Source organism: Lacinutrix undariae (assembly GCF_052934785.1).
Genome location: NZ_CM128809.1, coordinates 271512 through 297610, shown reverse-complemented (window position 1 = coordinate 297610; position 26099 = coordinate 271512). Strand labels below are relative to the sequence as shown.

The 26099-nt window shown below is 33.7% G+C and carries 21 protein-coding genes; 14 read left to right on the top strand and 7 right to left on the bottom strand.

The window, feature by feature from the left end; genetic code table 11:
• Positions 1-4: 4 nt before the first annotated feature.
• The 6 genes from secA to ACU4C5_RS01365 form a co-directional block, all read right to left on the bottom strand.
• Positions 5-3358 carry a preprotein translocase subunit SecA gene (secA, locus tag ACU4C5_RS01390; protein ID WP_446845271.1) on the bottom strand — a complete coding sequence of 1118 codons (3354 nt, stop codon included), beginning with the start codon at positions 3356-3358 and terminating at the stop codon, positions 5-7.
• A 170-nt stretch (positions 3359-3528) separates the two neighbouring features.
• Positions 3529-3750 (bottom strand): DUF2795 domain-containing protein, encoded by a 222-nt coding sequence (locus tag ACU4C5_RS01385; protein WP_446845270.1) that lies wholly within the window; start codon positions 3748-3750, stop codon positions 3529-3531.
• Between the two features lie 169 nt (positions 3751-3919).
• A complete protein-coding gene (locus ACU4C5_RS01380) occupies positions 3920-4495 on the bottom strand; it encodes a cob(I)yrinic acid a,c-diamide adenosyltransferase (protein ID WP_446845269.1) in 576 nt (191 codons plus the stop codon).
• Between the two features lie 55 nt (positions 4496-4550).
• Positions 4551-5234 carry an ABC transporter ATP-binding protein gene (locus tag ACU4C5_RS01375; protein ID WP_446845268.1) on the bottom strand — a complete coding sequence of 228 codons (684 nt, stop codon included), beginning with the start codon at positions 5232-5234 and terminating at the stop codon, positions 4551-4553.
• Positions 5235-5306: 72 nt separating this feature from the next.
• Positions 5307-6077 carry an O-methyltransferase gene (locus ACU4C5_RS01370; RefSeq protein WP_446845267.1) on the bottom strand — a complete coding sequence of 257 codons (771 nt, stop codon included), beginning with the start codon at positions 6075-6077 and terminating at the stop codon, positions 5307-5309.
• Positions 6078-6093: 16 nt separating this feature from the next.
• Complete coding sequence (locus ACU4C5_RS01365) at positions 6094-7959, bottom strand: ABC-F family ATP-binding cassette domain-containing protein (protein ID WP_446845266.1); 1866 nt, start codon at positions 7957-7959, stop codon at positions 6094-6096.
• 113 nt (positions 7960-8072) lie between these two features.
• Here ACU4C5_RS01365 and ACU4C5_RS01360 point away from each other — a divergent pair, with 113 nt between their 5' ends.
• The 9 genes from ACU4C5_RS01360 (at position 8073) to ACU4C5_RS01320 (ending at position 18206) form a co-directional block, all read left to right on the top strand.
• Entirely contained in the window at positions 8073-8870 is a 798-nt protein-coding gene (locus tag ACU4C5_RS01360) for a polysaccharide biosynthesis/export family protein (RefSeq protein ID WP_446845265.1), read from the top strand.
• Between the two features lie 3 nt (positions 8871-8873).
• Positions 8874-11348 (top strand): exopolysaccharide transport family protein, encoded by a 2475-nt coding sequence (locus ACU4C5_RS01355; RefSeq protein WP_446845264.1) that lies wholly within the window; start codon positions 8874-8876, stop codon positions 11346-11348.
• Between the two features lie 3 nt (positions 11349-11351).
• The gene (locus ACU4C5_RS01350; RefSeq protein WP_446845263.1) at positions 11352-11939 is read left to right on the top strand and encodes a sugar transferase; all 588 of its coding nucleotides are present in this window, start codon (positions 11352-11354) and stop codon (positions 11937-11939) included.
• 2 nt (positions 11940-11941) lie between these two features.
• Positions 11942-13234 carry a nucleotide sugar dehydrogenase gene (locus ACU4C5_RS01345; RefSeq protein WP_446845262.1) on the top strand — a complete coding sequence of 431 codons (1293 nt, stop codon included), beginning with the start codon at positions 11942-11944 and terminating at the stop codon, positions 13232-13234.
• Between the two features lie 27 nt (positions 13235-13261).
• Positions 13262-14224, top strand: a complete 963-nt coding sequence (locus ACU4C5_RS01340; RefSeq protein ID WP_446845261.1) for an SDR family oxidoreductase — start codon at positions 13262-13264, stop codon at positions 14222-14224.
• A 204-nt stretch (positions 14225-14428) separates the two neighbouring features.
• Positions 14429-15286 (top strand): ABC transporter permease, encoded by an 858-nt coding sequence (locus ACU4C5_RS01335; protein WP_446845260.1) that lies wholly within the window; start codon positions 14429-14431, stop codon positions 15284-15286.
• Between the two features lie 34 nt (positions 15287-15320).
• On the top strand, positions 15321-16595 hold the full coding sequence (locus tag ACU4C5_RS01330; RefSeq protein ID WP_446846416.1) for an ABC transporter ATP-binding protein: 1275 nt from the start codon (positions 15321-15323) through the stop codon (positions 16593-16595).
• A gap of 4 nt (positions 16596-16599) precedes the next feature.
• A complete protein-coding gene (locus tag ACU4C5_RS01325; RefSeq protein WP_446845259.1) occupies positions 16600-17283 on the top strand; it encodes a sulfotransferase family 2 domain-containing protein in 684 nt (227 codons plus the stop codon).
• 8 nt (positions 17284-17291) lie between these two features.
• A complete protein-coding gene (locus ACU4C5_RS01320) occupies positions 17292-18206 on the top strand; it encodes a glycosyltransferase family 2 protein (protein ID WP_446845258.1) in 915 nt (304 codons plus the stop codon).
• 683 nt (positions 18207-18889) lie between these two features.
• On the opposite strand, the gene ACU4C5_RS01315 is transcribed toward ACU4C5_RS01320, so the two are convergent.
• A complete protein-coding gene (locus ACU4C5_RS01315; RefSeq protein ID WP_446845257.1) occupies positions 18890-19639 on the bottom strand; it encodes a hypothetical protein in 750 nt (249 codons plus the stop codon).
• 1424 nt (positions 19640-21063) lie between these two features.
• On the opposite strand from ACU4C5_RS01315, the gene ACU4C5_RS01310 reads away from it, so the two are divergent.
• The 5 genes from ACU4C5_RS01310 to ACU4C5_RS01290 all read left to right on the top strand — a co-directional run bounded on the left by ACU4C5_RS01310 (position 21064) and on the right by ACU4C5_RS01290 (position 26098).
• Positions 21064-22035, top strand: a complete 972-nt coding sequence (locus ACU4C5_RS01310; RefSeq protein WP_446845256.1) for a glycosyltransferase family 2 protein — start codon at positions 21064-21066, stop codon at positions 22033-22035.
• Entirely contained in the window at positions 22032-22817 is a 786-nt protein-coding gene (locus ACU4C5_RS01305; protein WP_446845255.1) for a glycosyltransferase family 32 protein, read from the top strand. Before ACU4C5_RS01310 ends, ACU4C5_RS01305 begins: the two co-directional genes overlap by 4 nt.
• Positions 22814-23746 (top strand): DUF6625 family protein, encoded by a 933-nt coding sequence (locus ACU4C5_RS01300; protein WP_446845254.1) that lies wholly within the window; start codon positions 22814-22816, stop codon positions 23744-23746. Before ACU4C5_RS01305 ends, ACU4C5_RS01300 begins: the two co-directional genes overlap by 4 nt.
• A gap of 64 nt (positions 23747-23810) precedes the next feature.
• A complete protein-coding gene (locus ACU4C5_RS01295) occupies positions 23811-24956 on the top strand; it encodes a glycosyltransferase family 4 protein (RefSeq protein WP_446845253.1) in 1146 nt (381 codons plus the stop codon).
• A gap of 2 nt (positions 24957-24958) precedes the next feature.
• On the top strand, positions 24959-26098 hold the full coding sequence (locus ACU4C5_RS01290) for a glycosyltransferase (protein ID WP_446845252.1): 1140 nt from the start codon (positions 24959-24961) through the stop codon (positions 26096-26098).
• The last annotated feature ends 1 nt before the right edge of the window (position 26099 follow it).

The window sequence follows — 26099 nt, the reverse complement described above, 5'->3', positions numbered from 1 at the left end:
TATTTTAGTCTTCAATAATTACCCATTCGCCTTTAGCGATTAAAGGTTCTGCTTGTTTAAACTTTACTGTTTTATTTTCTCCATTCATAACATGTTTGATAGTTACCTTATCATTTCTACCAATTTTTGGTTGGTCTCTAGTGATGGTTTCTACAACAGGTTGTTGCGTTTGTGTTTGTCCGGCAGCTCTACTTTGTGCTGCACGTTCATCCATATTAGGAATTTCTTCTTTTTGAGTTTCTAATTGTTCTTGTTTCTGAACTCTAGCTTCTTGTATCGCGTTTGTAGTTTCGCTAGGAAGTTCACCTTTAAACAAGAATGAAATTACTTCTTTATTCACGTCATCTAACATGCTTTTAAATAACTCAAAAGCTTCAAATTTGTATATTAATAAAGGATCTTTTTGTTCGTGAACTGCTAACTGTACAGATTGTTTTAACTCATCCATTTTACGTAAATGTGTTTTCCAAGAATCGTCAACAATAGCTAATGTAATGTTCTTTTCAAAATCATTAATTAGTTGCTTTCCTTTAGTCTCGTAAGCTTTTTCAAGATCAGTAACTACTTGAATACTTTTTACACCATCTGTAAATGGTACTACAATACGTTTGTAGTTATCACGTTGGTTTTCGTATACATTTTCAATAACAGGGTATGCTAATTCTGCATTACGCTCCATTTTTGCTCTGTAATGTTCAAAAGCCGCTTTATATACTTTTCCTGAAGCATCTTGTACAGATAATTTAGAAAGTTCAGCTTCTGTAATTGGAGAGCTCATTGAGAAATAACGAATCAATTCGAATTCAAAATTCTTAAAATCACCACCACCTTTGTTGGCTTCTACAATATTTTCAGCAGTATCGTAAATCATGTTAGCAAGATCTACAGTTAAACGCTCACCATGTAAAGCATGACGACGGCGTTTGTAAACTACTTCACGTTGCGCGTTCATAACATCATCATATTCTAATAGACGTTTACGAACCCCAAAGTTATTTTCTTCTACTTTTTTCTGAGCACGTTCAATAGATTTTGAAATCATAGAATGTTGAATTACTTCACCTTCTTCTAATCCCATTCTATCCATCATTTTGGCAATACGCTCAGATCCGAATAATCGCATTAAGTTATCTTCTAATGACACATAGAATTGAGAACTTCCTGGATCTCCTTGACGACCTGCACGACCACGTAATTGTCTATCTACACGACGAGAGTCATGACGTTCAGTACCTATAATAGCTAAACCTCCAGCATCTTTAACTTCCTTACTTAACTTAATATCGGTACCACGACCCGCCATATTGGTTGCAATAGTTACCTGACCTGCATTTCCTGCTTCGGCAACAATATCTGCTTCACGTTCGTGTTGTTTTGCATTTAAGACATTATGAGAAATCTTTCTAATAGAAAGCATTTTTCCTAATAATTCTGAAATTTCTACCGATGTTGTTCCAATTAATACTGGGCGTCCTGCTTCAGATAATTTAATAACCTCATCAATAACGGCGTTGTATTTTTCACGCTTTGTTTTGTAAACTAAATCTTCACGGTCATCTCTAGCGATTGGTCGGTTTGTTGGAATTTCAACAACATCCAATTCGTAGATTTCCCAGAATTCACCAGCTTCAGTAACCGCCGTACCTGTCATACCAGATAGTTTACGGTACATTCTAAAGTAGTTTTGAAGTGTTACCGTTGCAAAAGTTTGGGTAGCATCTTCAATTTTCACGTTTTCTTTAGCTTCAATCGCTTGGTGTAATCCGTCACTATAACGACGTCCATCCATAATACGACCTGTTTGCTCATCAACAATCATTACTTTGTTGTCCATTACCACATATTGAATGTCTTTTTCAAATAGTGCGTAAGCTTTTAATAACTGGTTTAGGGTATGAATACGTTCAGATTTCACACCGAAGTCTCTATATAATTCTTCTTTTGCTTCAGCTTCTTCCTCTTTGATAAGGTTTTTAGCTTCAATTTTAGCAATTTCAATACCAATTTCTGGCATTACAAAGAAGTTAGGATCATCTTGACCAGATAAATAGTCAACCCCTTTATCTGTTAATTCAACTTGATTATTTTTTTCATCAATAACATAGTACAATTCTGCATCAACCTTTGGCATTTCGCGGTTGTTGTCTTGCATGTATGTGTTTTCGGTTTTTTGAAGTAGCATTTTAATACCTTCTTCAGATAAAAATTTAATTAATGCTTTATTTCTAGGAATACCACGGTAAGCTCTTAATAATAAGAAACCACCTTCTTTAGTATCTCCTGCCGCGATTAATTTTTTAGCTTCAGCTAAAACACCTGTTAATAGTTTACGTTGTACACTTGCTAACTGATCTACTTTTGGTTTAAGATCTGTAAATTCATGACGGTCTCCTTGCGGAATAGGTCCAGAAATAATTAAAGGTGTACGTGCATCATCAACTAATACAGAATCCACCTCATCTACAATTGCGTAGTGGTGTGGGCGTTGTACTAAATCGCCTGGTGCGTGTGCCATATTATCACGTAGGTAATCAAAACCAAATTCGTTATTGGTACCGTAAACAATATCTGAGTTGTATGCTTTTTTACGTGCTTCAGAATTTGGTTTGTGGTAATCAATACAATCTATACTCATTCCGTGGAACTGAAAAATAGGAGCCATCCACGCGCTATCACGTTTAGCTAAGTAATCATTTACAGTTACTAAGTGTACACCACGACCAGTAAGGGCGTTAAGGTATACTGGTAAGGTAGCCACTAACGTTTTTCCTTCCCCTGTATGCATTTCGGCAATTTTACCTTGGTGCATTGCGATACCACCAATTAACTGTACGTCATAGTGAATCATATCCCAAGTGATGGCTTTTCCAGCAGCATCCCAAGAGTTAGCCCAAAGTGCTTGATCGTCTTGTAAGTTTACATAGTCTTTATCTCCAGATAATTCTCTATCGAAAGCGCTAGCCGTTACAGCGATTGTTGTATTATTTGTAAAACGTTTAGCTGTTTCTTTTACAACTGCAAAAGCTTCAGGTAATATTTCAGTAAGGACATCTTCGGTAACTTTGTAGATGTCGTCTTTTATAGTATCAATTTCAGCATAGATATCTTCTCTTTTGTCGATATCCTCAGTCGCTTCAGCTTGTTCAAGTAATTTATCTATAGTTTCATTAAGCGGTTTCCTGGCTTCAGCAATTTTAGCCTTAAAAGCGGCAGTTTTAGCTCTTAATTCATCGTGAGATAATTTTTCGAGAGCGCTTTCAAATGTTTTAATTTGATTTACGATGGGAGTAATTGCTTTGACATCTTGTTTAGATTTGTCACCAACAAATACTTTTAAAACTGAATTTAAAAAACTCATGTGTAAATATGTTTTAGGTTCAAAGCAGGAATAGTTCCTACTTATATTGTTGTTAATCGCTTTGTTAACCTTTTTAGGTTCTCAAAGATAGGGTTTGTGCGATGTTAATTAAAGTATAGCGCACAAAAAAAGTCTCGTAATGAGACTTTTTAACTATTTCTTTAGATTTATTAATATTCCTCCTCGTTCCAGAGGTAATCTTCATCTGTTGGATAATCCGACCAAATTTCCTCAATAGAATCGTAAGAGTCCCCTTCATCTTCAATAGCTTGTAGGTTTTCAACTACTTCTAATGGCGATCCAGTTCGTATTGCGTAATCTATTAATTCGTCTTTAGTTGCTGGCCAAGGGGCATCGCTTAAATAAGATGCTAATTCTAATGTCCAATACATGTCTTAATAGGTTTTAATTTTTGCAAAAATAAATTTTTAGTTTACAAAATCAAGAAAAAAAATGATTATTTCAAGTTTATTTTATCATTACTTAAAAGAACTTCAAATTTTTAGTGTTTTATAATCCTTTATATAGGATAGTCTAAAAATTTGTAATTACCAAAGTTTCTTAAGATTCTTTTTTAGGAATCCATTTTATTTCTTCGGCTTGTAAGTCATAAGTCAACTTTCGTGCCAACACAAAAAGGTAGTCCGACAAGCGATTTAAATAGGTGAGTGCTTCAGGTAAAAAGGGTTCAATGTCATTTAAAGCAGAAGCTAAACGTTCGGCTCTACGGCATACACAGCGTGCTATGTGACAGAATGACACTGTTTGATGTCCTCCAGGAAGCACAAAGTGTGTCATTTGTGGTAAGCTACTTTCCATAGTATCCATTTCGTGTTCTAAAGCTTCTATATCTGCTGTTGAAATCTTAGGAATGTTTAAGCGCTCTTTTCCGTTTTTAAGTTGTGCTTTTTCAGGATCAGTAGCTAAAATAGCTCCAACTGTAAATAAGCGGTCCTGAATATTAATAAGTGTGTTTTTGTATATAGGATTGATGTCTTGGTCTCTAATCAGTCCTAAATGAGAGTTTAGTTCATCAACAGTACCATAACTATCAATACGAATATGATGTTTTGGTACGCGTGTGCCTCCAAATAATGCGGTGGTTCCTTTATCTCCGGTTTTAGTATAAATTTTCATGATGTAGCATTTAATGGGGGAAGTTACGTCTTATACCGGAAAGTGCAAAAGGTTTTTATTTTCTAGTGTCACTTTCAATAACGCCATCACGAAGACGGATGATACGTTGTGCATGTGCTGCAATTTCTTCTTCATGTGTTACCATAATCACCGTGTTTCCTGCATTATGAATTTCATCAAACAAGCTCATAATTTCTTCTCCTGTTTTAGAATCTAAATTTCCTGTAGGTTCATCGGCTAAAATAATTGAAGGTTTATTCACTAAAGCTCTTCCAACGGCTACACGTTGTCTTTGTCCTCCTGAAAGTTGATTTGGTCTGTGATCCATTCTATCAGCTAAACCTACATCGTTTAGCACTTCTTCGGCTCTTGCGGTACGGTCTTTTTTTGTTGCTCCAGCGTAAATCATTGGTAGTGCTACGTTATCTAAAGCGGTAGTTCTTGGTAAAAGGTTGAAGGTTTGAAATACAAAACCAATTTCTTTGTTTCTAATTTCTGCTAAATCATCATCACTCATTTTACTTACGTCTTTTCCATTAAGGATATAGCTTCCGCCAGTAGGTGTGTCTAAACAGCCTAAAAGATTCATAAGTGTAGATTTTCCTGATCCAGAAGGTCCCATGATGGCTACATATTCGCCACGTTCAATATCCAAATCAATACCTTTTAATACGTGTACCGTTTCTTGACCTAATTGGAAATCGCGAATGATTTTACGAATTTTAATAACGTTACTCATGGTGTTTAATTTTGTTACTGCAAGATACAGGATTTTAATTTACAGTAGTATGACGTTAAATAGTGAAAGTTGTTACAGTCTGATTGTAAAATGTTCTTTTACTTGTTCTTTTCGAAAGAAAACAAACCCCCAATAAAAGGTATCGATAGTTACTGTAACTTTTGGGTGTTGTTTTATGGTTTCCCAAGCTTCGGTCATTGCTTCAGACCAATGGATGTCGTCAAAAATAATTAAAGACTTGTTGTGCGTTGTGGGTAATAGTGCTTCAAAATAATTTAAAGTCGCTTCCTTTTGGTGATTCCCATCTATATAAATTAGATCAAATTTTTCTGAAGTCACTTTAGGTAAGGCTTCAGTAAAATTATCAACTATAAGCTGAATATTGTTTAGCTTAAAGGTGTTGAATTGCGCTTGAGCCACAGCGGCAGTTTCTGGGCAACCTTCAATTGTAGTAATTTTTGTATGCGGATTATTGGTGCTTAAAGCAGCAGTAGCTAATCCTAAAGACGTCCCTAACTCTAGGCTATTTTTAATCTCTAAATACGTGACCAAACGGTTCAGTAATTGCGCTCTTTTTGTAGTGATTCCTGCAGTTTTAGCAATTTTAGAAACCTCACGTTTATTAGACTTAAATACGCGACTTCCTGCGCCAAAATCACTAACAGTTATTGTTTTTTTAGTGCTATAAAGTGCTTCACGATAGTTGTGAAGCGCTTTATAAGACTGTTGTGTTTTTTTATTGTAGAAACATTCTGTTATCAAAAGATACACAAAAGGGGAGTGTACCCCATGTTGATTTGTGGATGCTAACAAGAACTTGATATATTGTATAATTTGATACATTATCTATGTAAACGTATTAAGCGTCTAGTTTTTCAGATAATTCAAACCATCGCATTTCTTTAGTTGCCAGCTCATCAATAATTTTCTGTAATTCTCCCGAAAGGGTATTAATTTCATCTTGCGAAAGACTAGGATCATTAAATTTACTTTCAAAAGCTGTTTTATCTAGTTCTAGTGAACGGACTTTACTTTCTAAGTTTTTAAGCTCTTTTTGTTCGTTATAAGATAGTTTTTTAGAGGTGTTTTTTTGCTCTACTTTTGGGGCTTCTTGTTTAGCCGGTTTAGCTCTTTTTGCTTGCTCTACCGAGTCTTCATACTCACGATAATCTGAGTAATTTCCTGGGAAATCTTTCAATTCTCCTTGCCCTTTAAAGATGAAAAGGTGGTCTACAATTTTATCCATAAAATACCTGTCGTGAGACACTACTAAAAGACATCCAGGGAAATCTAGTAAGAATTCTTCAAGTACATTTAAGGTGACAATATCCAGATCATTGGTAGGCTCATCGAGGATTAAAAAGTTTGGATTCTGAATTAAAACGGTACATAAATACAAGCGTTTTTGTTCTCCACCACTTAGTTTTTCAACAAAATCATATTGTTTTTTACGGTCAAATAAGAACCGTTCTAAAAGTTGTTGCGCACTAATTTGACGTCCTTTTTTAAGTGGGATATAATCCCCAAATTCTTTAATAACATCAATTACTTTTTGGTTGGGCTTTGGGGTAATTCCGTTTTGCGTGTAATACCCAAATTTCACGGTTTCTCCAATTACTACTTTTCCTGAATCTGGAGTGGTAGTTTGCGTCAACATATTAAGAAAGGTAGATTTCCCTGTTCCGTTTTTACCAATAATTCCAATACGTTCGCCTTTTTTGAACACGTATTCAAAATTATTAAGAATCACTTTGTCTTTGTAAGATTTAGAGACCTTATGGAACTCTACAATTTTACTTCCTAAACGCTCCATGTTTAACTCCAACTGTACTTGATGATCTTGTCGGCGTTTGTGCGCTTTGGTTTTAATATCTTGAAAATCGTCTATTCTAGATTTAGATTTTGTAGTACGCGCTTTAGGTTGGCGACGCATCCAATCCAATTCTTTTTTAAAGAGTTGTTTTGCTTTACCCGTTTCGGTTTGTTCTACAGTAATACGGGCTTCTTTTTGTTCTAAATAATAAGAATAATTTCCTTTGTAGGTATGTAGTTTTCCGTGGTCAAGTTCAATAATTTCATTACACACACGCTCTAAGAAATATCTATCGTGCGTTACCATAAATAAGGTAAATTGTGCTTTTGCGAAATATTGCTCTAGCCATTCAATCATTTCTAAGTCAAGATGATTGGTCGGTTCATCTAAAATTAAAAGATCGGGGTTGTTAATTAAAACTTTAGCGAGTGCTAATCGTTTTTTCTGACCTCCAGATAAGGTAGTTATCGGTTGATCGAGTTGATCTAATTTTAGTTGAAATAATATTTGTTTGGCTTGCAGTTCAAATTCCCAAGCGTTATTGATGTCCATTAATTCAAAAGCAGCTTGGTAAGCATCGGTGTCTTCTGGATTAAGAAGCGCTTTTTCATAATTAGATATAATTTTTAAGATGGGAAGGTCGGCATTAAAAATGGCATCTTCTACCGTTTTATGCCCATCAAAATTGGGAGCTTGCGACAAGAACGATACCTTTAGGCCGTTTCTAATAACCACCTGTCCGTTATCTGGGGTGTCTGCTCCCGACAGAATATTTAGTATTGAAGTCTTCCCACTCCCGTTTTTTGCGACAAAGGCGATTTTTTCATCTTTGTGAATACTAAATGATAGATCTGAGAAGAGTTCGCGTTCTCCGTAAGATTTTGAGATATTTTCAACAGTTAGGTAGTTCAAAGTCGTTTATTTACAATTTTTTACAAATAACGTGAATATACTTAAAAAAAGAGCGAATAGTTTTGTTATTCCTAGTGATGCCTTATATTTGTCACGTATCAAGCCCTTGTTTTATGAAGAGACTTTTATTAGTTATAAGCCTTATTTTCACTGTGTTACTTAGTTCTTGTGTCCCTTATCAGGACACCATATATTTACAGGAAAAAGATATAACTACAAGTGATTCATTACAAGTGATGACGGAGCAACAAAAACCGTATCGCGTACAAATTAATGATATTTTAAGCATTCGTGTTAAAGCATTAGACCAAGAAACGGTATCCATTTTGAATCCTATAGGGGATGAAGGTTTAGGAGCTGATTCTTCTGAACGTGCTTATTTTGATGGGTTTACTGTCGATTTACACGGTAATATTAGAGTTCCTACTTTAGGTGAAATAAATGTACTGGGGCGCACGGTTGAAGCGATTCAAGAGCTCCTAGAAACACGTCTTTTAAAAGAACAATTTAAAGCCGCTTCAAATATTTTTGTAACTGTAAAACTTTCAGGGTTCCGTTTTTCTACAATGGGAGAACTGGGGAGTACAGGAACACAGACTTTATTTCAGGAACGGGTCACAATTTTTGAAGCCATTGCAAATTCTGGAGAAATCCCTGTAACAGGAGATCGAAAAGATGTTTTAATAATTCGTCAATACCCACAAGGCCAACAAATACATCATTTAGATTTAACAGACATAGCCGTTATTAATTCGCCTTATTATTATGTGCAGCCTAACGATATGATTTATGTAAAGCCTTTAAAACAGAAAAGTTGGGGAACCGGTACAAGTGGGAAAGAAACTTTATCAAGTATTCTGGCAATTTTGTCGGTGATCACCACCACACTTTTACTAATTAATACAATTTAATATATGTCGCAGGAAGATTTTTACGACACAGATATTTCCGAACCAAGAGGTGTTAGTTTCGATTTTAAAGGGTTTCTATTTAAAGTTTTAGGCTTATGGAAATTAATTATCCTCAGTGTTGTGGTTGCTTTAACGATCGCTTACTTTATTAATGTTAGAAAAGAAAATATTTACAGATTAAGCTCTTTAGTTTCTGTAGAGAGTGAACAGAATCCTTTTTTTACCGCCAATACGAGTATTTCTTTTAACTGGGGTGGTACCTCAGGAAAAGTAGGGAAGATCATGACAACTGTTAATACACGAAGTCATAATGAAAAAGTGGTAGATTCTCTTCAGTATTATATGAACTATCTTAAGGAAGGAAAGTATCGTAAAGTAGATATCTACAAGCGGTCCCCTTTTGTGGTTACTATTGATAAAACCAAAGGCCAATTATTAGGCCAATTAGGCGTTAGATTTACAAGTGCCACAACCTTTGAGTTGTTTACTGAATTTCTTTCAGAGACCAAAAAGGTACAGCGTTATAGTGATAAGGTTAAGTTTGACGTGAAAGTGCCTTTAGGTGCGTTTACTAAATCATATAAGGTAGGTGACGTTATTAATCTTCCCTTTTTTAATGGTGTTATTTCTCCCAGAGACGGGAAGGTGATAACACCCGATACCGTCTTTTTTATTCAGTTTTTAAATTTTGATAGTGTTGTTAATCAATATAAAAACGCTGTTAAGATTTCTGCATATGCCACCTCTACTTCGGTATTATCATTGTCTTTAGTAGGGAAGGATAAGGCGAAAATTGTAGATTATCTAAATTCAACCACAGCTATTTTAAGCCGTTCAGAATTAGAAAAGAAAAACTTATATGCCACGAATACTATTAAGTTTATAGATAGTAGTTTGAATGCTGTAAATACCGATTTAAAAGGTGTTGTTTCTGAAATGAATGCTTTTAGAAAGCAGAACAAAGTATTTGATATTGATTTAGAAATTACCGATTTATCTTCTCGATTACAGGTCTTAGATGGCGAGAAGGAAGCGGCTAAAACCAAGATTAATTATTTAAACTCTTTGGAGCGTTATTTAAGTACCAAAACCGATTATACTAAAATAGCTGCACCAACATCGGTTGGGATAGAAGAAAGTAATATTTTAGCGAGTGTGTCTAAAATTTCAGCTTTAGCTATTGAGCGTCAAAGTTTAGAATACACACAGCGTGAAGGTTCTCCTGTTTTTAAGGATATTGATCGTCAGATTACTGCCGAGAAGAATGTATTGTTAGAAACCTTATCTGCTACCAAAGCAACTTTAGGCATTCAAATAAATACACTAAGTCGTAAGATTGCGCAATTAGAATCAGAATTGGGAGGCTTGCCAGAAGATCAACAGCAGTTTTTAAAGATACAGCGAAAAATGGACATGAGTCAGCAGGCTTATGATGTGTATTTAGCAAAACGCAGTGAGGCAGCTATTGTAAAAGCGGCTAATGTATCGGATATTTCAGCTATTGATGAAGCTAAAGATGTTGGTGATGGCCCTATAGGTCCTAATACCACATTAAATTATATGATGGCTTTAATGGGGGGGTTTTTTGTACCTATCTTTTTAATATTCATTATCTTCTTACTCGATCATAATATTCGCAGTTCAGATGAGATAGAAAAACTATCTAGCATTCCAATTTTAGGACTCTTAGGGAAGTATAATTATAAAAACAACCTAGTTGTTTATGAAAAGCCAAAATCACCTATAGCAGAATCTTTTAGAGCTATTAGATCTAGTATGCAATTTATTCTTAAGCGTAATGGTGCTACAGAAGGCGGGCATACTATTATGATTACCTCATCGGTGAGTGGTGAGGGGAAAACATTTACCTCTATCAATATGGCTACGGTATATGCTCTTTCTGGAAAGAAAACCATTTTATTAGGATTAGATTTACGTAAACCAAAGATTTTTGGAGATTTTGAGATTACCAATGAGAAAGGAATTGTTAATTATTTAATTGGTGATAGTACTTTTGAGGATGTTGTTTTTAATACACATATCGAAAATTTAGATATTGTGCCCTCAGGACCAATACCTCCAAATCCTTCAGAATTATTGATGGGTGATCATATGAAGCACCTAATTGAACGATTAAGAGGGGAGTATGATATGATTATCTTAGATACCCCACCATTAGGATTGGTTACAGATGCTTTAGAACTTACACAATATGCAGACGCTTCTATATTTATGGTGCGTTTAGATTATACTAAAAAAGGAATGTTATCGCTCATTAACGCTAAGTATAAAGCTGGCGAAGTCAAAAACATTAGCTTTGTACTTAACTTTTATAAACATAAAACAAGACATAATTACGGTTATGGCTACGGTTATGGCTACGGCTATGGTTATGGTGTGTATGGCGATTCGTATCACGAAAAAGAAGATAGTAATTCGGTTTGGGCGCGTATTAAGCGTTTATTTAAACGCGTATAGATTTTGATTTCAACGCCACAGTTACTTATCAAACGCTGTTTTGATCTTGTGTTAAGTTTGCTTTTACTCCCTTTATGTGTCTGCCCTATAATTCTGTGTTTTACACTTGCTTGTATAGATACCCGACAATGGGGGGTCTTTAGTCAAACAAGAGTAGGTCAGCACGGGCGTTTTTTTTCTATTTATAAAATACGTACGTTACGTGGGGCTGCTCACCGCTTAGGTACTTATGAGGCGAGTATGTCTAGTTTAGGTCGCTTCTTACGTGGCACAAAGTTAGACGAGCTGCCACAACTTTTTAATGTCTTAATAGGCGATATGAGTTTTGTTGGTCCGCGTCCAGACGTTCCTGGGTTTGCAGATGTATTGGACGATGAATCTCGTATTCTTTTACGATTAAAACCAGGCATTACAGGTCCTGCAACTTTAAAATATAAACATGAAGACCGGCTATTAAACACTCAAAAATTTCCTGAGCACTATAATCGTACTGTTATTTGGCCTGATAAGGTAAAAATTAATATAAAATACATGGAGACTTGGCGTTTTTATGTAGATTTGGGCTATATATTAAAATCTTTATTTAATTGATAATGAATACAACACATAAGATCGCTATTATAGGTTTAGGTTACGTTGGTTTACCACTAGCTGTAGAATTTGCAAAAAAGTTTCACGTGGTAGGTTTTGATATCAATCAAAAACGTATTGATGAGTTAAAATCAGGTGTTGATAAAACTCTAGAGGTTGAAGGTGCCGACTTAAAAGCTGTTTTAACCTCCGATTTAAATGCAGAAACCGGTCTGTTTATCAGTAAAGATTTACCAGATATGTCGGCATGTACAGTGTATATTGTGACCGTACCAACGCCAACAGACGAGTTTAAAAAACCAATTTTCACCCCGTTAATAAAAGCGAGTGAAAGCATTGGTCAGATTTTAAAACCTAAGGATATTGTTATTTACGAATCTACCGTATATCCTGGAGTTACCGAAGACATTTGTGTGCCTATCTTAGAAGCGCAATCAGGATTAGTTTTTAATACCGATTTCTTTGCAGGCTATTCTCCAGAACGTATCAATCCAGGCGACAAAACACATACCGTTACTAAAATATTAAAAGTAACTTCAGGTTCTACACCAGAGATTGCTGATGTTATTGACGATTTATATAAAACCATCATTACTGCGGGTACCCATAAAGCCCCTTCAATAAAAGTTGCCGAAGCCGCAAAAGTGATTGAAAACTCACAACGCGACATTAATATTGCGTTTGTTAACGAGCTATCAAAGATTTTTAGACTCTTAGATATTGATACCAAAGCTGTTTTAGAAGCTGCTGGAACGAAATGGAACTTTATAAATTTCAAACCCGGTTTGGTTGGCGGACATTGTATAGGTGTTGATCCTTATTATTTGGCACAAAAAGCTATTGAGTCTGGGTATAATCCAGAGATCATTTTAGCCGGTCGAAAAATGAATGACAGCATGGGCGGTTACGTGGCTCAAGAAACTGTAAAGTTGATGATTAAAAAAGGCGCACGTATTAAAGCTTCTAATGTTTTAGTATTAGGAATTACCTTTAAAGAAAACTGCCCAGATATCAGAAACTCTAGAGCTATTGATATTATTAGAGAATTTGAAACTTATGGTGTAAACGTTGATGTTTATGATCCATGGGCCTCTTCAGAAGAAGTACAACATGAGTATCAATTAGACTTAATTTCAGATGCCAATCAGTTAAAATCTACTTATGATGGTATTGTATTAGCCGTATCACATAACGAATTTTTAGACTTAAATTTACAAGCGATGAAATCGGAAACCACTGTTGTTTTTGATGTTAAATCTCTACTGCCTTTATCGGAAGTAGATGCACGCTTATAATTATATATTACATATTAAACAACAATCATGACGCATACCATACAAGATCAACGATTTTTAGTAACCGGAGGAGCCGGTTTTATAGGTTCTAATTTAGTAGCACACTTATTAAAAAACGGGGCTTCAAAAGTGCGGGTTCTCGATAACTTTTCAAACGGTTACCGCGAGAACCTTACAGAGTTTATGGATCATCCCGCTTTCGAACTTTTAGAAGGCGATATTAGATCTGTTGAAACTTGTAAGCAAGCGATGGAAGCTATTGATTATGTTTCTCATCAAGCCGCTTTAGGTTCGGTACCAAGATCAATTAATGATCCAGCAACCTCAAACGATGTCAATGTATCTGGTTTTTTAAACATGTTAATAGCTTTAAAAGACAGTACCACGGTAAAACGTATGGTGTATGCCGCCTCAAGTTCAACCTATGGTGATAGTTTAAGTTTACCAAAAGTAGAAGATACTATTGGGAAACCTTTATCCCCTTATGCGGTAACTAAATATGTGAATGAGTTATATGCCGATGTGTTTGGAAAAACCTACGGGACAGATGTTATAGGTTTACGTTACTTTAATGTATTTGGCCCTAAGCAAAGTCCTAATGGCGCATATGCAGCGGTAATTCCATTGTTTATGCAAGCTTTAAAAGATGGTATTGCCCCAAAAATTAATGGTGATGGAGAGCAAACTAGAGATTTTACATTTGTAGCCAATGCGGTACAAGCTAATGTAAAAGCCCTTTTTGCCCCTAAAACGGCTGCCAACGAAGTTTTAAATGTAGCCTGTGGCGAGCGTATAAGTGTTAACTATTTATGGGACACTTTAAAAGCTGCTGCACAATCAGATGTTGAGGTTCTTTACGGACCAACACGTCAAGGTGATGTTCGTGATTCTTTAGCCGATATTTCAAAAGCTAAACGCCTTATAGGTTATGATCCAGAATATACTGTAAGACAAGGTTTAGAAGTGACTTGGGATTGGTTTAAAAACTAATTTACAGGTCTAAAATATATATCACTAAAGCGTATCGTTATCGATACGCTTTTTTTTGGCTCTGCTTTTTTATAGGTTTACTTGTGTGTCACTACAGTTAAGTTTTTAAATGAGGTTAACTTTAGGTGAATTGTTTCTTCGCTTTTTCCCATTCGTTGGGGATTCACTATATTAGCCGAAACCTAAATGGATAAATAAATTAAAATGACAAAAGATGATTCGTGGTTGTATGTTATTTCATCAAAGCGAAAATTAATAGACTTTAATTTTAAAGAAATATGGCGCTATCGTGATTTATTATTCTTGTTTGTAAAGCGTGATATTGTTACTATATATAAGCAAACTATTTTAGGGCCGTTATGGTATTTAATTCAGCCATTGTTTACTGCACTTACTTTTACTTTAATTTTTAATAAAGTAGCTAATATTGAGACCGGAACAGTTCCTCCTTTTTTATTCAACTTAGCAAGTATTTCTATATGGAATTATTTTAGCACCTGTTTAAACGCTACAAGTGATACGTTTAAAAGTAATGCCGCTGTTTTTGGAAAAGTTTATTTTCCAAGAATTATAGTTCCACTTTCTATCATTATTTCTAATTTAATGAAGTTTGGTATACAGTTATTTATTTTTATACTGTTTTATGTTTATTATTATTTTAATGGTGCTGCAATTACTCTCAATGGAGGTGTTGTGTTTTTTCCGTTTTTAATAGTTCTTATGGGTTTATTAGGTTTAGGCCTTGGCATGCTTATTAGCAGTCTAGTTACTAAGTATCGGGATTTAAAATTTCTAGTAGGGTTTGGGGTTCAGTTATTAATGTATATTTCGGCAGTAATGTATCCTTTAGCTCTTATGGAAGATAAATTGCCACAAATAGCATGGCTTGTAAAATATAACCCCTTAGCTTATATTATTGAAACAGCAAGATATATGTTGTTAAATACGGGTGCATTTAGTTGGTTTGGTTTGTTATACACTACAGGAGTCACTATTGCTGTATTTTTATTAGGCGTTATTATATTTAATCGTACAGAAAAAACATTTATAGATACGGTTTAGTTAAGCCATTTAAATGTTAAAAAAGAAAGATAACATGGGTGTCATTTTAAAAGCTGAAAATATAAGTAAACAATACCGACTTGGTGTTGTGGGTACAGGGACTATAAGTCACGATTTAAATAGATGGTGGGCAAGTCTTAGAGGGAAAGAAGACCCTTATTTAAAGGTAGGTGCTGTTAATGACCGAAGTACAAAAGCCGAAAGCGATTATGTTTGGGCTTTAAAAGCTATTAATTTTGAAGTACAACAGGGTGAGGTTTTAGGTATTATAGGTAAAAACGGCGCAGGTAAATCCACTTTACTTAAAATATTATCTCGTGTTACGATTCCTACAACAGGCGAAATAAAAACCAAAGGCCGTATTGCGTCTTTATTAGAAGTAGGGACCGGTTTTCATCCTGAATTAACTGGTAGAGAAAATATGTATCTTAATGGTGCTATTTTAGGAATGACCAAAGCTGAAATAAAAGCTAAAGAACAAGAAATTATAGAATTTTCAGGCTGTGAGCGTTATGTAGATACGCCAACCAAGCGCTATTCTTCGGGGATGCGTGTGCGTTTAGCCTTTGCTGTAGCTGCTTTTTTAGAACCGGATATTTTAGTGGTAGATGAGGTTTTAGCCGTAGGCGATGCTGAGTTTCAGAAAAAGGCTATAGGTAAAATGCAAGATATCTCTAAAGGTGATGGGCGTACAGTTTTATTTGTGAGTCATAATATGGCAGCGGTAAAGAATTTGTGTACACGTGCTATTGTATTAGAGCATGGTGTTTCTGTTTACGAAGGCGGAACGGATGAGGCTGTGGATTTTTATTTAAGTCAGAATAAAAAAGGAGAAGTAGCAAATACCCTTTTTCCTATTTCATGTAATGATTTAGAACTAGACTTGGTCACTATTTTTGATGAAAAAGAAAGTAAAGTTTCAACTTTAATTTTAGGTGCTAATTATTTTATTAGTGTTAAATTATCAAATGGATTAAATGAAAAAAAAATAAATATAAGGCTACAAGTTTATGATCAAGATGAAAGTTTAATTACTACTTTAAATACGTTTCATACAAACGATTCTTATGATTTAAAAAGAAATGAGTCAATCACAGCTTTATGTTTTTTAGAAAAGTTATCTATAGCCCCTGGTGAATACTTTTTGGGTGTTGAGATATTAGATCTAAATGAAAGAAAGCTATTATTTACTTCGGATCATCTCCTCCAATTTTTTATTGAAGCAGGAGATTATTATGGTTCAGGAAAAATACCAAGTTTTAAAAACATGGGAAAGATAATTTCTGAATATACATGGAAAATAAGCTAAAGTTATGATTAGTCATAAACATAAAATTATATTTATACACGTACCTAAATGTGCAGGAACAAGTATTAAAGATTATTATTTTGATACTCCAAATTTAGATTGGAAAACTCCAAATTATGAACAATTATATGGCTGGTGTCCAAAGCGAAAATTGCATATGCAACACGCTACTCCTAAAGAGTTATTAGAAACAGAACTTATAACTGAAAAGGATTGGAGTACTTACTTTAAGTTCGCATTTGTACGTAACCCTTGGAGTCGTTCGTATTCTGATTATATATGGATTCAAAAAGACAGGCAAGTTACAGGAAATTTTAAAGATTATTTAATGGCTAAAGGTCCTTTTAAATCTGTCTTAAGCGATAACTCGCAAAAAACATATAGAGGGGATCATTTAACAGCTCAGGTAGATTATGTCGCAGATCAAAACTATCCGTTAGACTTTGTAGGTAAATTTGAAACGTTACAAGATGATATAAAAAAGATAAACAAGATATTAGGGAAGTTTTCACCTTTTGATGTTCATGCAAAGAATAATACAAAGCATAAGTTGTCACATTATTCTGAATTTTATACAAAAACCAATCAAAAACTTATAGAGAAAATATATCAAAAGGATATTGAAGTTTTAGATTATAAGTTTCAGGATTTAAGAAAAGGGATACATTTAATTAAAAAGTTTTTATAAAAACAACAATGAATAAAAGTGTATATGTTATTATAGTTACCTATAACGGTATGCCATGGTTAGATACCTGTTTAAAAAGTTGTGCTAATTATCCTGTAGTGGTTGTAGATAATGCTTCTACCGATACTACAACATCTTTTATAGAAACCAATTACCCTAATGTCATTTTATTAAAGCAAGCTAAAAACTTAGGTTTTGGTCAGGCTAATAACTTAGGGATGCGCTATGCTTTAAATGAAGGAGCAGCACATGTGTTTTTATTAAATCAGGATGCTTATTTGGTCGATGCTGTTTTAGATGAATTAATAAATTTTCAGGAAAAAAATAAAGCATACGGTATATTAAGTCCTATTCATATTACAGGTGATAAGCAAAGAATGGATAAGAATTTTTCTCATTATATGCTTAAAGAAGAAACAGGTCAGTTTTATTCAGATTTTGTATTAGGCAATACATTAGCTTCTGTGTATGAACTTCCTTTTGTAAATGCAGCTGCTTGGTTAGTTTCTAGGCAATGTTTAGAAACTGTAGGAGGGTTTGATCCTTTATTTTTTCATTATGGAGAAGATGATAATTATTGTCAGCGTGTGTTATATCATGGTTTTAAAATAGGAGTGCTGCCACATGTTTATGTTATTCATGATCGTGAAAATAGAATACAAAATAAAACTTTAGTTTTTAGTGAACAATATTATACCAATAAAGAGAAACACTATAAACTAGAGTTTGCCAATATAAATGTTGAAAACATGTTAGTTTTAAGAGCGCGTAAGCTTAAAAAAACAATTTTTAAACTTCAATTAAAAACGAAGTTTAAACGCGCGGCGGCTTTTAAAAAAGAGCTAGATAATTTGTTGAAAATAAAACTTTTAGTAGAACATAGCAGGAAGCGTAATACAACTAAAGGGCGGCATTATTTGTAAAAATCAGTTCAAGCAGAGTCAAAAACCAATTGTCGACTAGCTTCTCGATACCACTTTACTCCGCTGCGCTTTGTAAAGCCACTCTAGGTGACAAGCTTAATGTTACTATTTATGTCAGTTCGAGTGATTTAGAGGCACGATAAATTGTATCGAGAACTTTATGTTGATGCACTTCTCGATACACTTTATTTCCATTACATTCCAATAAAGCACTCGAAGTGACTTCTCGATACCACTTTACTCCGCTGCGCTTTGTAAAGCCACTCGAAGTGACAAGCTTAATGTTACTATTTATGTCAGTTCGAGTGATTTAGAGGCACGATAAATTGTATCGAGAACTTTATGTTGATGCACTTCTCGATACACTTTATTTCCATTACATTCCAATAAAGCACTCGAAGTGACTTCTCGAAGTGACTTCTCGATACGCTTCTTTTTCACTAGGTTTCAAATAACGACTCGAAGTGCTTCTCGATACAACTTTACTCCGCTGCGCTTTGTAAAGCCACTCGAAGTGACAAGCTTCTCGATACACTTATTTTCCATTGCATTCCAAATAAGCACTCGAAGTGACTTCTCGATACAATTTTGATTGCTGCGCTGCTCAAAATCACTCGAAGTGACACCTAAAAAAAACGGATGCTATGGCATCCGTTTTCAGTTTTAAAAAATGAAACATTTTGTTATAGGACTTCTAATATCTGTAAGGCATTAAAAGTTCCGTTTTTAAGCGGGTATTGGAGGTTATTAATCTCCTGATAGAACGCCACTTTTAATAAGTAAAAGCTTTGTCCTGATCCAGTGGGTGCCGCTGGCGGTGTTAGTGTAACTGTAGTAACCGTTCCGTTAATGGGTAGGTTTACAATGTTACTTACTTGTAGGTCTTGGGCTTCTGTAGCAAAGTCAAGGTTTAAAAACCCTGCTGTAAACTCTACATGTGTGGCCCCTTCAGGAATGACCAATTTTTGAGAAGGATTAAAATCGGTAATCACCACTTCACCGGTTGCGGTGTCTAGGTCATAACCCGATAATAACACTTCGGATAAGCTCGATTTTCGGTTAAAATTAAACCCTTTAAAAGGTGTTTTTCCCTCTGGTGTTGCTATACCTATTGGTACATTACGCTGTCCTCTTGGAGAGGTGGTGTCAAAATTTTTCACCTGGGTCATTAGCTGTGTTACTCGCGATGCTAATTTATTGTCTTTAGCATTTGCGAGCATACTTATGATTGCCCGACGTAAAACTTTACCACTGGTGGCACTTGATCCAAACTCTGAGTTATTTTCTCTGGTTCTCTCAAATGCGGCATCATTTTTAATTCTACTTTTGTCTACGCCGCCTTTGCTGCGTAAGCGATATCCGTCTTCTGTTTTGTAGAAATTGATATCATCTATTGATCCTTGGATCTTAAATAAGCTTTTATACTTAGCCATATTCTTTTGTGTTATGTAAGTCTACATTTTTTAGACTTACGGATTAATAAAAATTTAATTAATAGTTACTATAGTTGCTTCTTAAAGGCGCGCTTTAAGTAGGGGCCCCTACCTAAAAATTCAATAATCACAACTGTTGTAACTTTCTGATGGCTAATATACTGTGTTGTTGAAGTACGTGTTTTTGTTTTTGGGCTTTAGGGTGTTTTTTAGGTGAAGTAATAGTTGTTTGTAGCTTGGGAATGTTTTGGTTGTGTTTGCCGTCTTTTTTGCTAACAGCGCTGTTTTTATTGTTTTCGGTGTTTTTAGCGTTTTCTGTTGTTTTTGGTGCTTATTCTTGATGAGGTTGGTACGGACTATGTACGGCTTATCTACGGGACATCTACGGAGTATCTACGGGATATCTATTTAATGATTAGGAGCGGCTTAATGGTTCATTATATAATTATTGTTTTTAACATTGTTGAAAACATTGTTAAAAACCTATTGGTTAGGTATTTGTGTTTAAGGTTTTTTTGTTTTAAATTGCTAGTAAACAATTAAAATAAATAATTATGAAACGACTAGCGACAGGACATGGACATCGGTATAGGAACCGAATTTTAAATTTATTAAATGAAACAATTATGCATATACCCTAAAGAGGTTAGTATTATTTTAAATAAGTCGATTTCTTCATCGCAAGAATTGATACGCACTATTAAAGATGTTTATGGTAAAAAAAAGCATCAGGTGGTCACCATACGAGAATTTTGTAAGTATGAGGGCTTGCTTTATGAAGACGTTTTTAATATGATTAATAATATTCCTCTTCCGGATGAGAGACATTCAGTTTAATGTTTTTTATCATCTTTTTTACTTTCCTTATATTATTAAGGCGTGTTTCTCCCTACAACTTTGTTTTGTTGCGCTGTAATTTGTCATTTGACGTGACTTCTCGATACGCTTCTTTTCCACTGCGTTTCAAATATACACTCGAAGTGCTTCTCGATACAATTTTGTTTGCTGCGCTGTACAAAATCACTCTAGGTGACTTCTCGATACACTTTATTTCCATTACATTACAATAAATCACTCTAGGTGACTTCTCGATACAATTTTGATTGCTGTGCTGCTCAAAATCACTCGAAGTGCTTCTCGATACACTTTATTTCCATTACATTACAATAAAGCACTCGAAGTGACTTCTCGATACAATTTTGTTTGCTGCGCTGTACAAAATCACTCTAGGTGACTTCTCGATACACTTTATTTCCATTACATTACAATAAAGCACTCGAAGTGACTTCTTGATACAATTTTGACTGCTGCGCTGTACAAAATCACTCGAAGTGACAGGTTTAATGTTTAAATAATGTATTCCTTTAGCTATCTTTTTCCGTTTTTAATTTCTTCCTTGTATATTCGTTGCTTATAATAACTGTATGCCAGAGCAACCCCTCGTTTCTATAATAATACCCACTTATAATCGTGCCCATTTGATAGGAGAGACCCTAGATTCTGTGTTAGCGCAAACCTACCAAAACTGGGAGTGTCTTGTGGTTGATGATGGGAGTACCGATGGTACCAATCAACTGATGGATAGCTATTGTGCTAAAGATGCACGCTTTCAATACCACCATAGACCAGTAGACCGTTTAGCAGGAGGTAATGCGGCGCGTAATTATGGGTTTGAAGTTAGTAAAGGGTCGTATGTGCAGTGGTTTGATAGTGATGATTTGATGAAGAAAAACTGTCTTAAAGAACGATTAGATATGTTTAAACAAGATGTCAAATTCGTTATTTCTGGAGGTGCATATTTAATAGAAAATAAAGAAAAGGATAGTTTTAATATTGAAATAAAAGACAATCTTTATAAAGATTATGTGTTATGGAAAACAAGTATTTTTACACCTTCTTTATTATTTGAAAAAGAATTTTTACTTGGTTTTTCAAGGCTATTTAATGAGTCTGTATTAAAAGGACAGGAGAGTGAGTTTTTTTCAACTATTTTTTATGAAAAATTAAACGTGAAGTATGCTATTATTAATAAGGTTCATTTTCTTTATAGAAGGCATTTGCAAACTAAATCTACAAAAAACTTAACATATAATAAAAAGTATAGTAAATCTATTGCTTTTAATCATTTTTCTAATTTAGAAAGAGGTATTATCTTAGAAGACATAAAGTTTATTAAATATTTTTATAAAAAATGTTTGAAATTATATTTTTATGCATTGCAAAATAACGATAATGAAGTAGCTGAATGTGTTTTAGATAGGTTTGAGTTTTTTTTAAAAGCGAAAAATAAAGTGCTTTTTTTAAAAATAAAGTGTTTAAAAAATATTATTTTACTGAATAATAAATTGGCTTATAAATTATTTAATCATTTAAAATATCATACAATAAAATTATGATGATACCTAAAATAATTCATTATTGTTGGTACGGTGATAAACCTATTCCTAAAAGACTTCAGTATTGTATAGATAGTTGGAGAATTCATCTAGTAGAGTATCAATTCATGCTTTGGAATGAAGATAACACCGATTTTGATTGCGCGTTTATAGAAAAGGCGTATAAAGAAAAAAAATGGGCGTTTGTATCCGATTATGTTAGACTTAAATCAGTTTATGAGCACGGAGGCATCTATTTAGATACCGATATGTTATTACTCAAGCCTGTAGATTATTTTTTAAATAAAGAATGTTTTTTTGTAGCAGAGCATACGAAAAGTATTGGGGTAGGTATATTTGGAGCAATTAAGAATAATTTATTTATTGAGAAATGTTTACGTAAATATCAAAGAGAAATAGATAGTTTTATACCTATACCTAAAATAGTTTCGGATACATTTATTGAGGAGTATAATATGAACAATGTATTTGACGAGAATATAGATTTAAATCAGATGATAATTTATAAGTCAGACTATTTTTATGCATTACCTTTTGGGAAATTATTTGATATACATCATTATAAAAAATACTTAACACAAAATTCTTATGGTGTGCATTTATGGGAGGGGTCTTGGCATAATTATAATGAGCTAATATTATTAAGAAGACAAGAGTATAATAAAGCTTTTAAAAGAATTTATATTTCTATATTTAAGGAACATAAAATGAGTAAAAAATATCTAATTAAAGTTGTTATAGCATTTAAAGATTCATTATTAACACCCAATGCTTTTAAATGAAAAGTATCCTACTCATAATCCCTTATTTTGGAAAATGGCCCATCTGGTTTGATGCTTTTTTAAAATCTTGCGAAGCCAATACGAGCATAAATTGGTTATGCCCTACAGATTGTGAAATACCAGAAGTTTATCCTAATAATATTACCTTTTTACCAACAACATTAAAGGTGTTAAATGTACATGTCAATACTGTAGTAGGAGCTGAGGTGCCATTAAATCCACGTAAGTTTTGCGACCTTAAACCTGCTTATGCGGAAATATTTGAAAAGCAAGTTTTAGGTTGCGATTTTTGGGGATTTTGTGATATGGATATTATTTGGGGAGATATTCGTCAATTTATAACCAATGAGTTGTTAGAAAATTATGATATTATATCTAGTAGAAAAGAAAACATATCGGGGCATTTTAATTTATTTAAAAATACACCACAAATTAACGCATTGTATAAACAATTGCCTAATTATAAAGCTCTGTTTGAATTGCAAAAAGGTAAATTTGTAGATGAAATAGTATTTTCTAATTTTATAAAGGAAGATGATACTTTTAAAACCATGAATTTAAAAGTATATTGGGAAAATATCTTATGTAACCAAGAGCGTGGTATAGATTCACATCAAGAATACGCACTCGATCGTTGGCAATGGCAAAATGGCAAAATGATACATATAAAAACTCAAGAAGAAGTAATGTATTTGCATTTTATAAATTGGAAACGTACTATAAAAAATAGCGAAGTACAATTTTCAGATACCCAAACCAAATTTTATATCTCTTATACTGGTATGCATTACCAATTGCATACACAATGGCAATACTTTTTAAATACTATAAAGAATGTTTTTAATGGGTATTGGGTAAAAGAAAATAGAAGAAGACAGAAGCTGAAATTTAGAAGTTTAGTAAAACGAGTTAAACGAAAATTATTTTGAATTAATATTTTTTTTGAAATAATATAATTCTATATAAATAATATAATAAACTAAACCATTTAAATTGAAAACAAGAGTAACAATACTTCACCCGTTTACAGCAGCTGCAGCAGGTGCTGTAGAACGTAGTATTCCAACCTACCATAGTCAGCCACACCTTAAAGCCATGGTGTTTTTAAATAGAGATTACGGATATCAATGTAATATGGCATATTTTACACCTAAATTATTGCCCTATAAAAAAACTGTTGGTAAAATTACTTATCAGTTTTATCCTGTTTCAAAAACACTTAATGGTGATCATAAGAAATGGAAAAAGCAAACTTCTAATAGTTGCTTAAATTCCTATAAAAAAGATTGCCCAGAGGTTACTATTATAAACATGTCAGGACATTCTAGTAAATTTTCTCACCAATTAGCAGCATGTATCTTAAAGCAAGATAAAGTATATATAGCTATGTTAGGTGGTCAGCATTATGATAATACACAGGAAAATAGAACCTACTATAAAAATGCTAATCATATTTTGGTACACACTTATTTGCAGAAGAAGGATATGGAAAGTTTGCCTTTATTTAAGGGCTGCGACATAAGAGTATTCCCTTTAGGAGTAGATTGTAATGTGTTTACTCCAAGTAATGTTACAAAAAAAGATTGTACCTCTCCAAAATTATTATATGTAGGTCGTATTATCGATTGGAAGCGAATTCATTTAGCTATTAATGCTTTAAAGTATCTTCATGATGGAGGTTTTGAAACTGCTAGTTTGAAAATTATAGGACCGACAGTGTCAGATACTTATTTATTAGAGTTAAAAAAACTAATTAAAGAATTAAAATTAGAAGATTACGTTCATTTCTTAGGTCATAAAGAGCACAATGAATTACCAAAGTATTTTCAGGAAGCAGATTTGTTTATGTTACCAAGTGATAAAGAAACTTTTGGTATGGTTATGATTGAGGCTATGGCTTGTGGAACACCTGTAGCAGGTATGAATTGTCCAGGAGGTCCAGCAGATGTAATTACACATAATGTAGATGGTGTTTTAACAGATTTAGAGACTTATAATACTGCTGTGTTTGCTTTTTTTAAAAATGAAACTTTACGAGAAAAAATTAGTGAGAATGCAAGAAAAAAAGCAGTAGATTTCTATAGTATTGAAGCGACATACCATGTACTTAAAACTTCAGTTAATAGTATTTTAAAATAATTATGAAACCACGCTATACGGTTATACTTCATACACCACAAGAACTCAATCATAGTTCTTATGTGCAAACAGGACTCTTTGAATTAGAACAAGCAGGTTTTGTAAGTGTAAAAGTGAAAGTCAATGGACGTAAAAAGCTTGGCCGTATAAATATACATAAACAGAAAGTAAGTATAACAGAACAAGCCAATCCTAAAGTCTCTTATTATGAATTAGTAGATAAGGTAACTGGAAAGGTAACTTCTTTTGCTTGTGATTTATACGATCATGATAATGCATTTTCTGAGTATGCTTTTATACATTGTGATTATGTGTTTAAACGTAATTATGAAGATAAAATGGTACAGCTGTTGCCAATAGAAAATCAAGAAAAAATATATAAATTCGGGCTTAGTTTTGGAGTGCGTTCTCCGTATCATAAATCAAAAAACAAGTTTAAATGTGGTTTATTTTTAAGTCAATTGCTATTACACTTAAAATACGATCGTAATATTTTTAAACGCTTACAGAAAACGTATGCGTTTCAGAAGAAACATTGGAATTTTATCGAAACTACGCGCTTGCTATCTCGTTTTGAAAATTTTGAGATACCTGATAAAAAGTCGGTTTTTTTTCAAACGCGATGTTTTGGACATGAAAATCATACCGATGTTAAAGACATTCATCAACAGCGCTATCATATTATAAAACTATTAAAACGTGAATTTCCTAATGCATTTCAAGGCGGATTTATAGCTTCTCCTATAGCAAATACATGTTATAAAGATGCGTTATCTAACGTGCCATCGGAACCAGAATTATATTTAAACGCCTTAAAACAAGCAAAAATTGTAATTTACACCAGAGGTTTAGCAAAATCTCCTGCATGGAAAATGGCCGAATATTTATCACAAGCCAAGGTTATTATTGCCGAAAAATTAACAACAGACTTGCCTGTACCTTTAGTTCACGGACAAGAATTACTGTATTTTGAAACCGATGAGCAATTGATACATAATATAAAAAGGGTAATGGGTGATGATGAACTTGCTTCACGTTTATCTAAAAACGCAAGAACCTATTTTGAAACTCATGTGCATCCTACGGAAAATATAAAACGTATTTTAGATTTTATGATTGCTAATAACCACCAAACCCACTAAC

Bases quoted from the DNA above. Each gene is read 5' to 3' on its own strand.
- ACU4C5_RS01305 (WP_446845255.1), top strand. From the start codon at position 22,032: ATGATGATACCTAAAATAATTCATTATTGTTGGTACGGTGATAAACCT.
- ACU4C5_RS01360 (WP_446845265.1), top strand. From the start codon at position 8,073: ATGAAGAGACTTTTATTAGTTATAAGCCTTATTTTCACTGTGTTACTT.
- ACU4C5_RS01380 (WP_446845269.1), bottom strand. From the start codon at position 4,495: ATGAAAATTTATACTAAAACCGGAGATAAAGGAACCACCGCATTATTT.
- ACU4C5_RS01330 (WP_446846416.1), top strand. From the start codon at position 15,321: ATGGGTGTCATTTTAAAAGCTGAAAATATAAGTAAACAATACCGACTT.
- ACU4C5_RS01300 (WP_446845254.1), top strand. From the start codon at position 22,814: ATGAAAAGTATCCTACTCATAATCCCTTATTTTGGAAAATGGCCCATC.
- ACU4C5_RS01340 (WP_446845261.1), top strand. From the start codon at position 13,262: ATGACGCATACCATACAAGATCAACGATTTTTAGTAACCGGAGGAGCC.
- ACU4C5_RS01375 (WP_446845268.1), bottom strand. From the start codon at position 5,234: ATGAGTAACGTTATTAAAATTCGTAAAATCATTCGCGATTTCCAATTA.
- ACU4C5_RS01320 (WP_446845258.1), top strand. From the start codon at position 17,292: ATGAATAAAAGTGTATATGTTATTATAGTTACCTATAACGGTATGCCA.
- ACU4C5_RS01290 (WP_446845252.1), top strand. From the start codon at position 24,959: ATGAAACCACGCTATACGGTTATACTTCATACACCACAAGAACTCAAT.
- ACU4C5_RS01325 (WP_446845259.1), top strand. From the start codon at position 16,600: ATGATTAGTCATAAACATAAAATTATATTTATACACGTACCTAAATGT.
- ACU4C5_RS01355 (WP_446845264.1), top strand. From the start codon at position 8,874: ATGTCGCAGGAAGATTTTTACGACACAGATATTTCCGAACCAAGAGGT.
- ACU4C5_RS01385 (WP_446845270.1), bottom strand. From the start codon at position 3,750: ATGTATTGGACATTAGAATTAGCATCTTATTTAAGCGATGCCCCTTGG.
- secA (WP_446845271.1), bottom strand. From the start codon at position 3,358: ATGAGTTTTTTAAATTCAGTTTTAAAAGTATTTGTTGGTGACAAATCT.
- ACU4C5_RS01310 (WP_446845256.1), top strand. From the start codon at position 21,064: ATGCCAGAGCAACCCCTCGTTTCTATAATAATACCCACTTATAATCGT.
- ACU4C5_RS01315 (WP_446845257.1), bottom strand. From the start codon at position 19,639: ATGGCTAAGTATAAAAGCTTATTTAAGATCCAAGGATCAATAGATGAT.
- ACU4C5_RS01335 (WP_446845260.1), top strand. From the start codon at position 14,429: ATGACAAAAGATGATTCGTGGTTGTATGTTATTTCATCAAAGCGAAAA.
- ACU4C5_RS01370 (WP_446845267.1), bottom strand. From the start codon at position 6,077: ATGTATCAAATTATACAATATATCAAGTTCTTGTTAGCATCCACAAAT.
- ACU4C5_RS01345 (WP_446845262.1), top strand. From the start codon at position 11,942: ATGAATACAACACATAAGATCGCTATTATAGGTTTAGGTTACGTTGGT.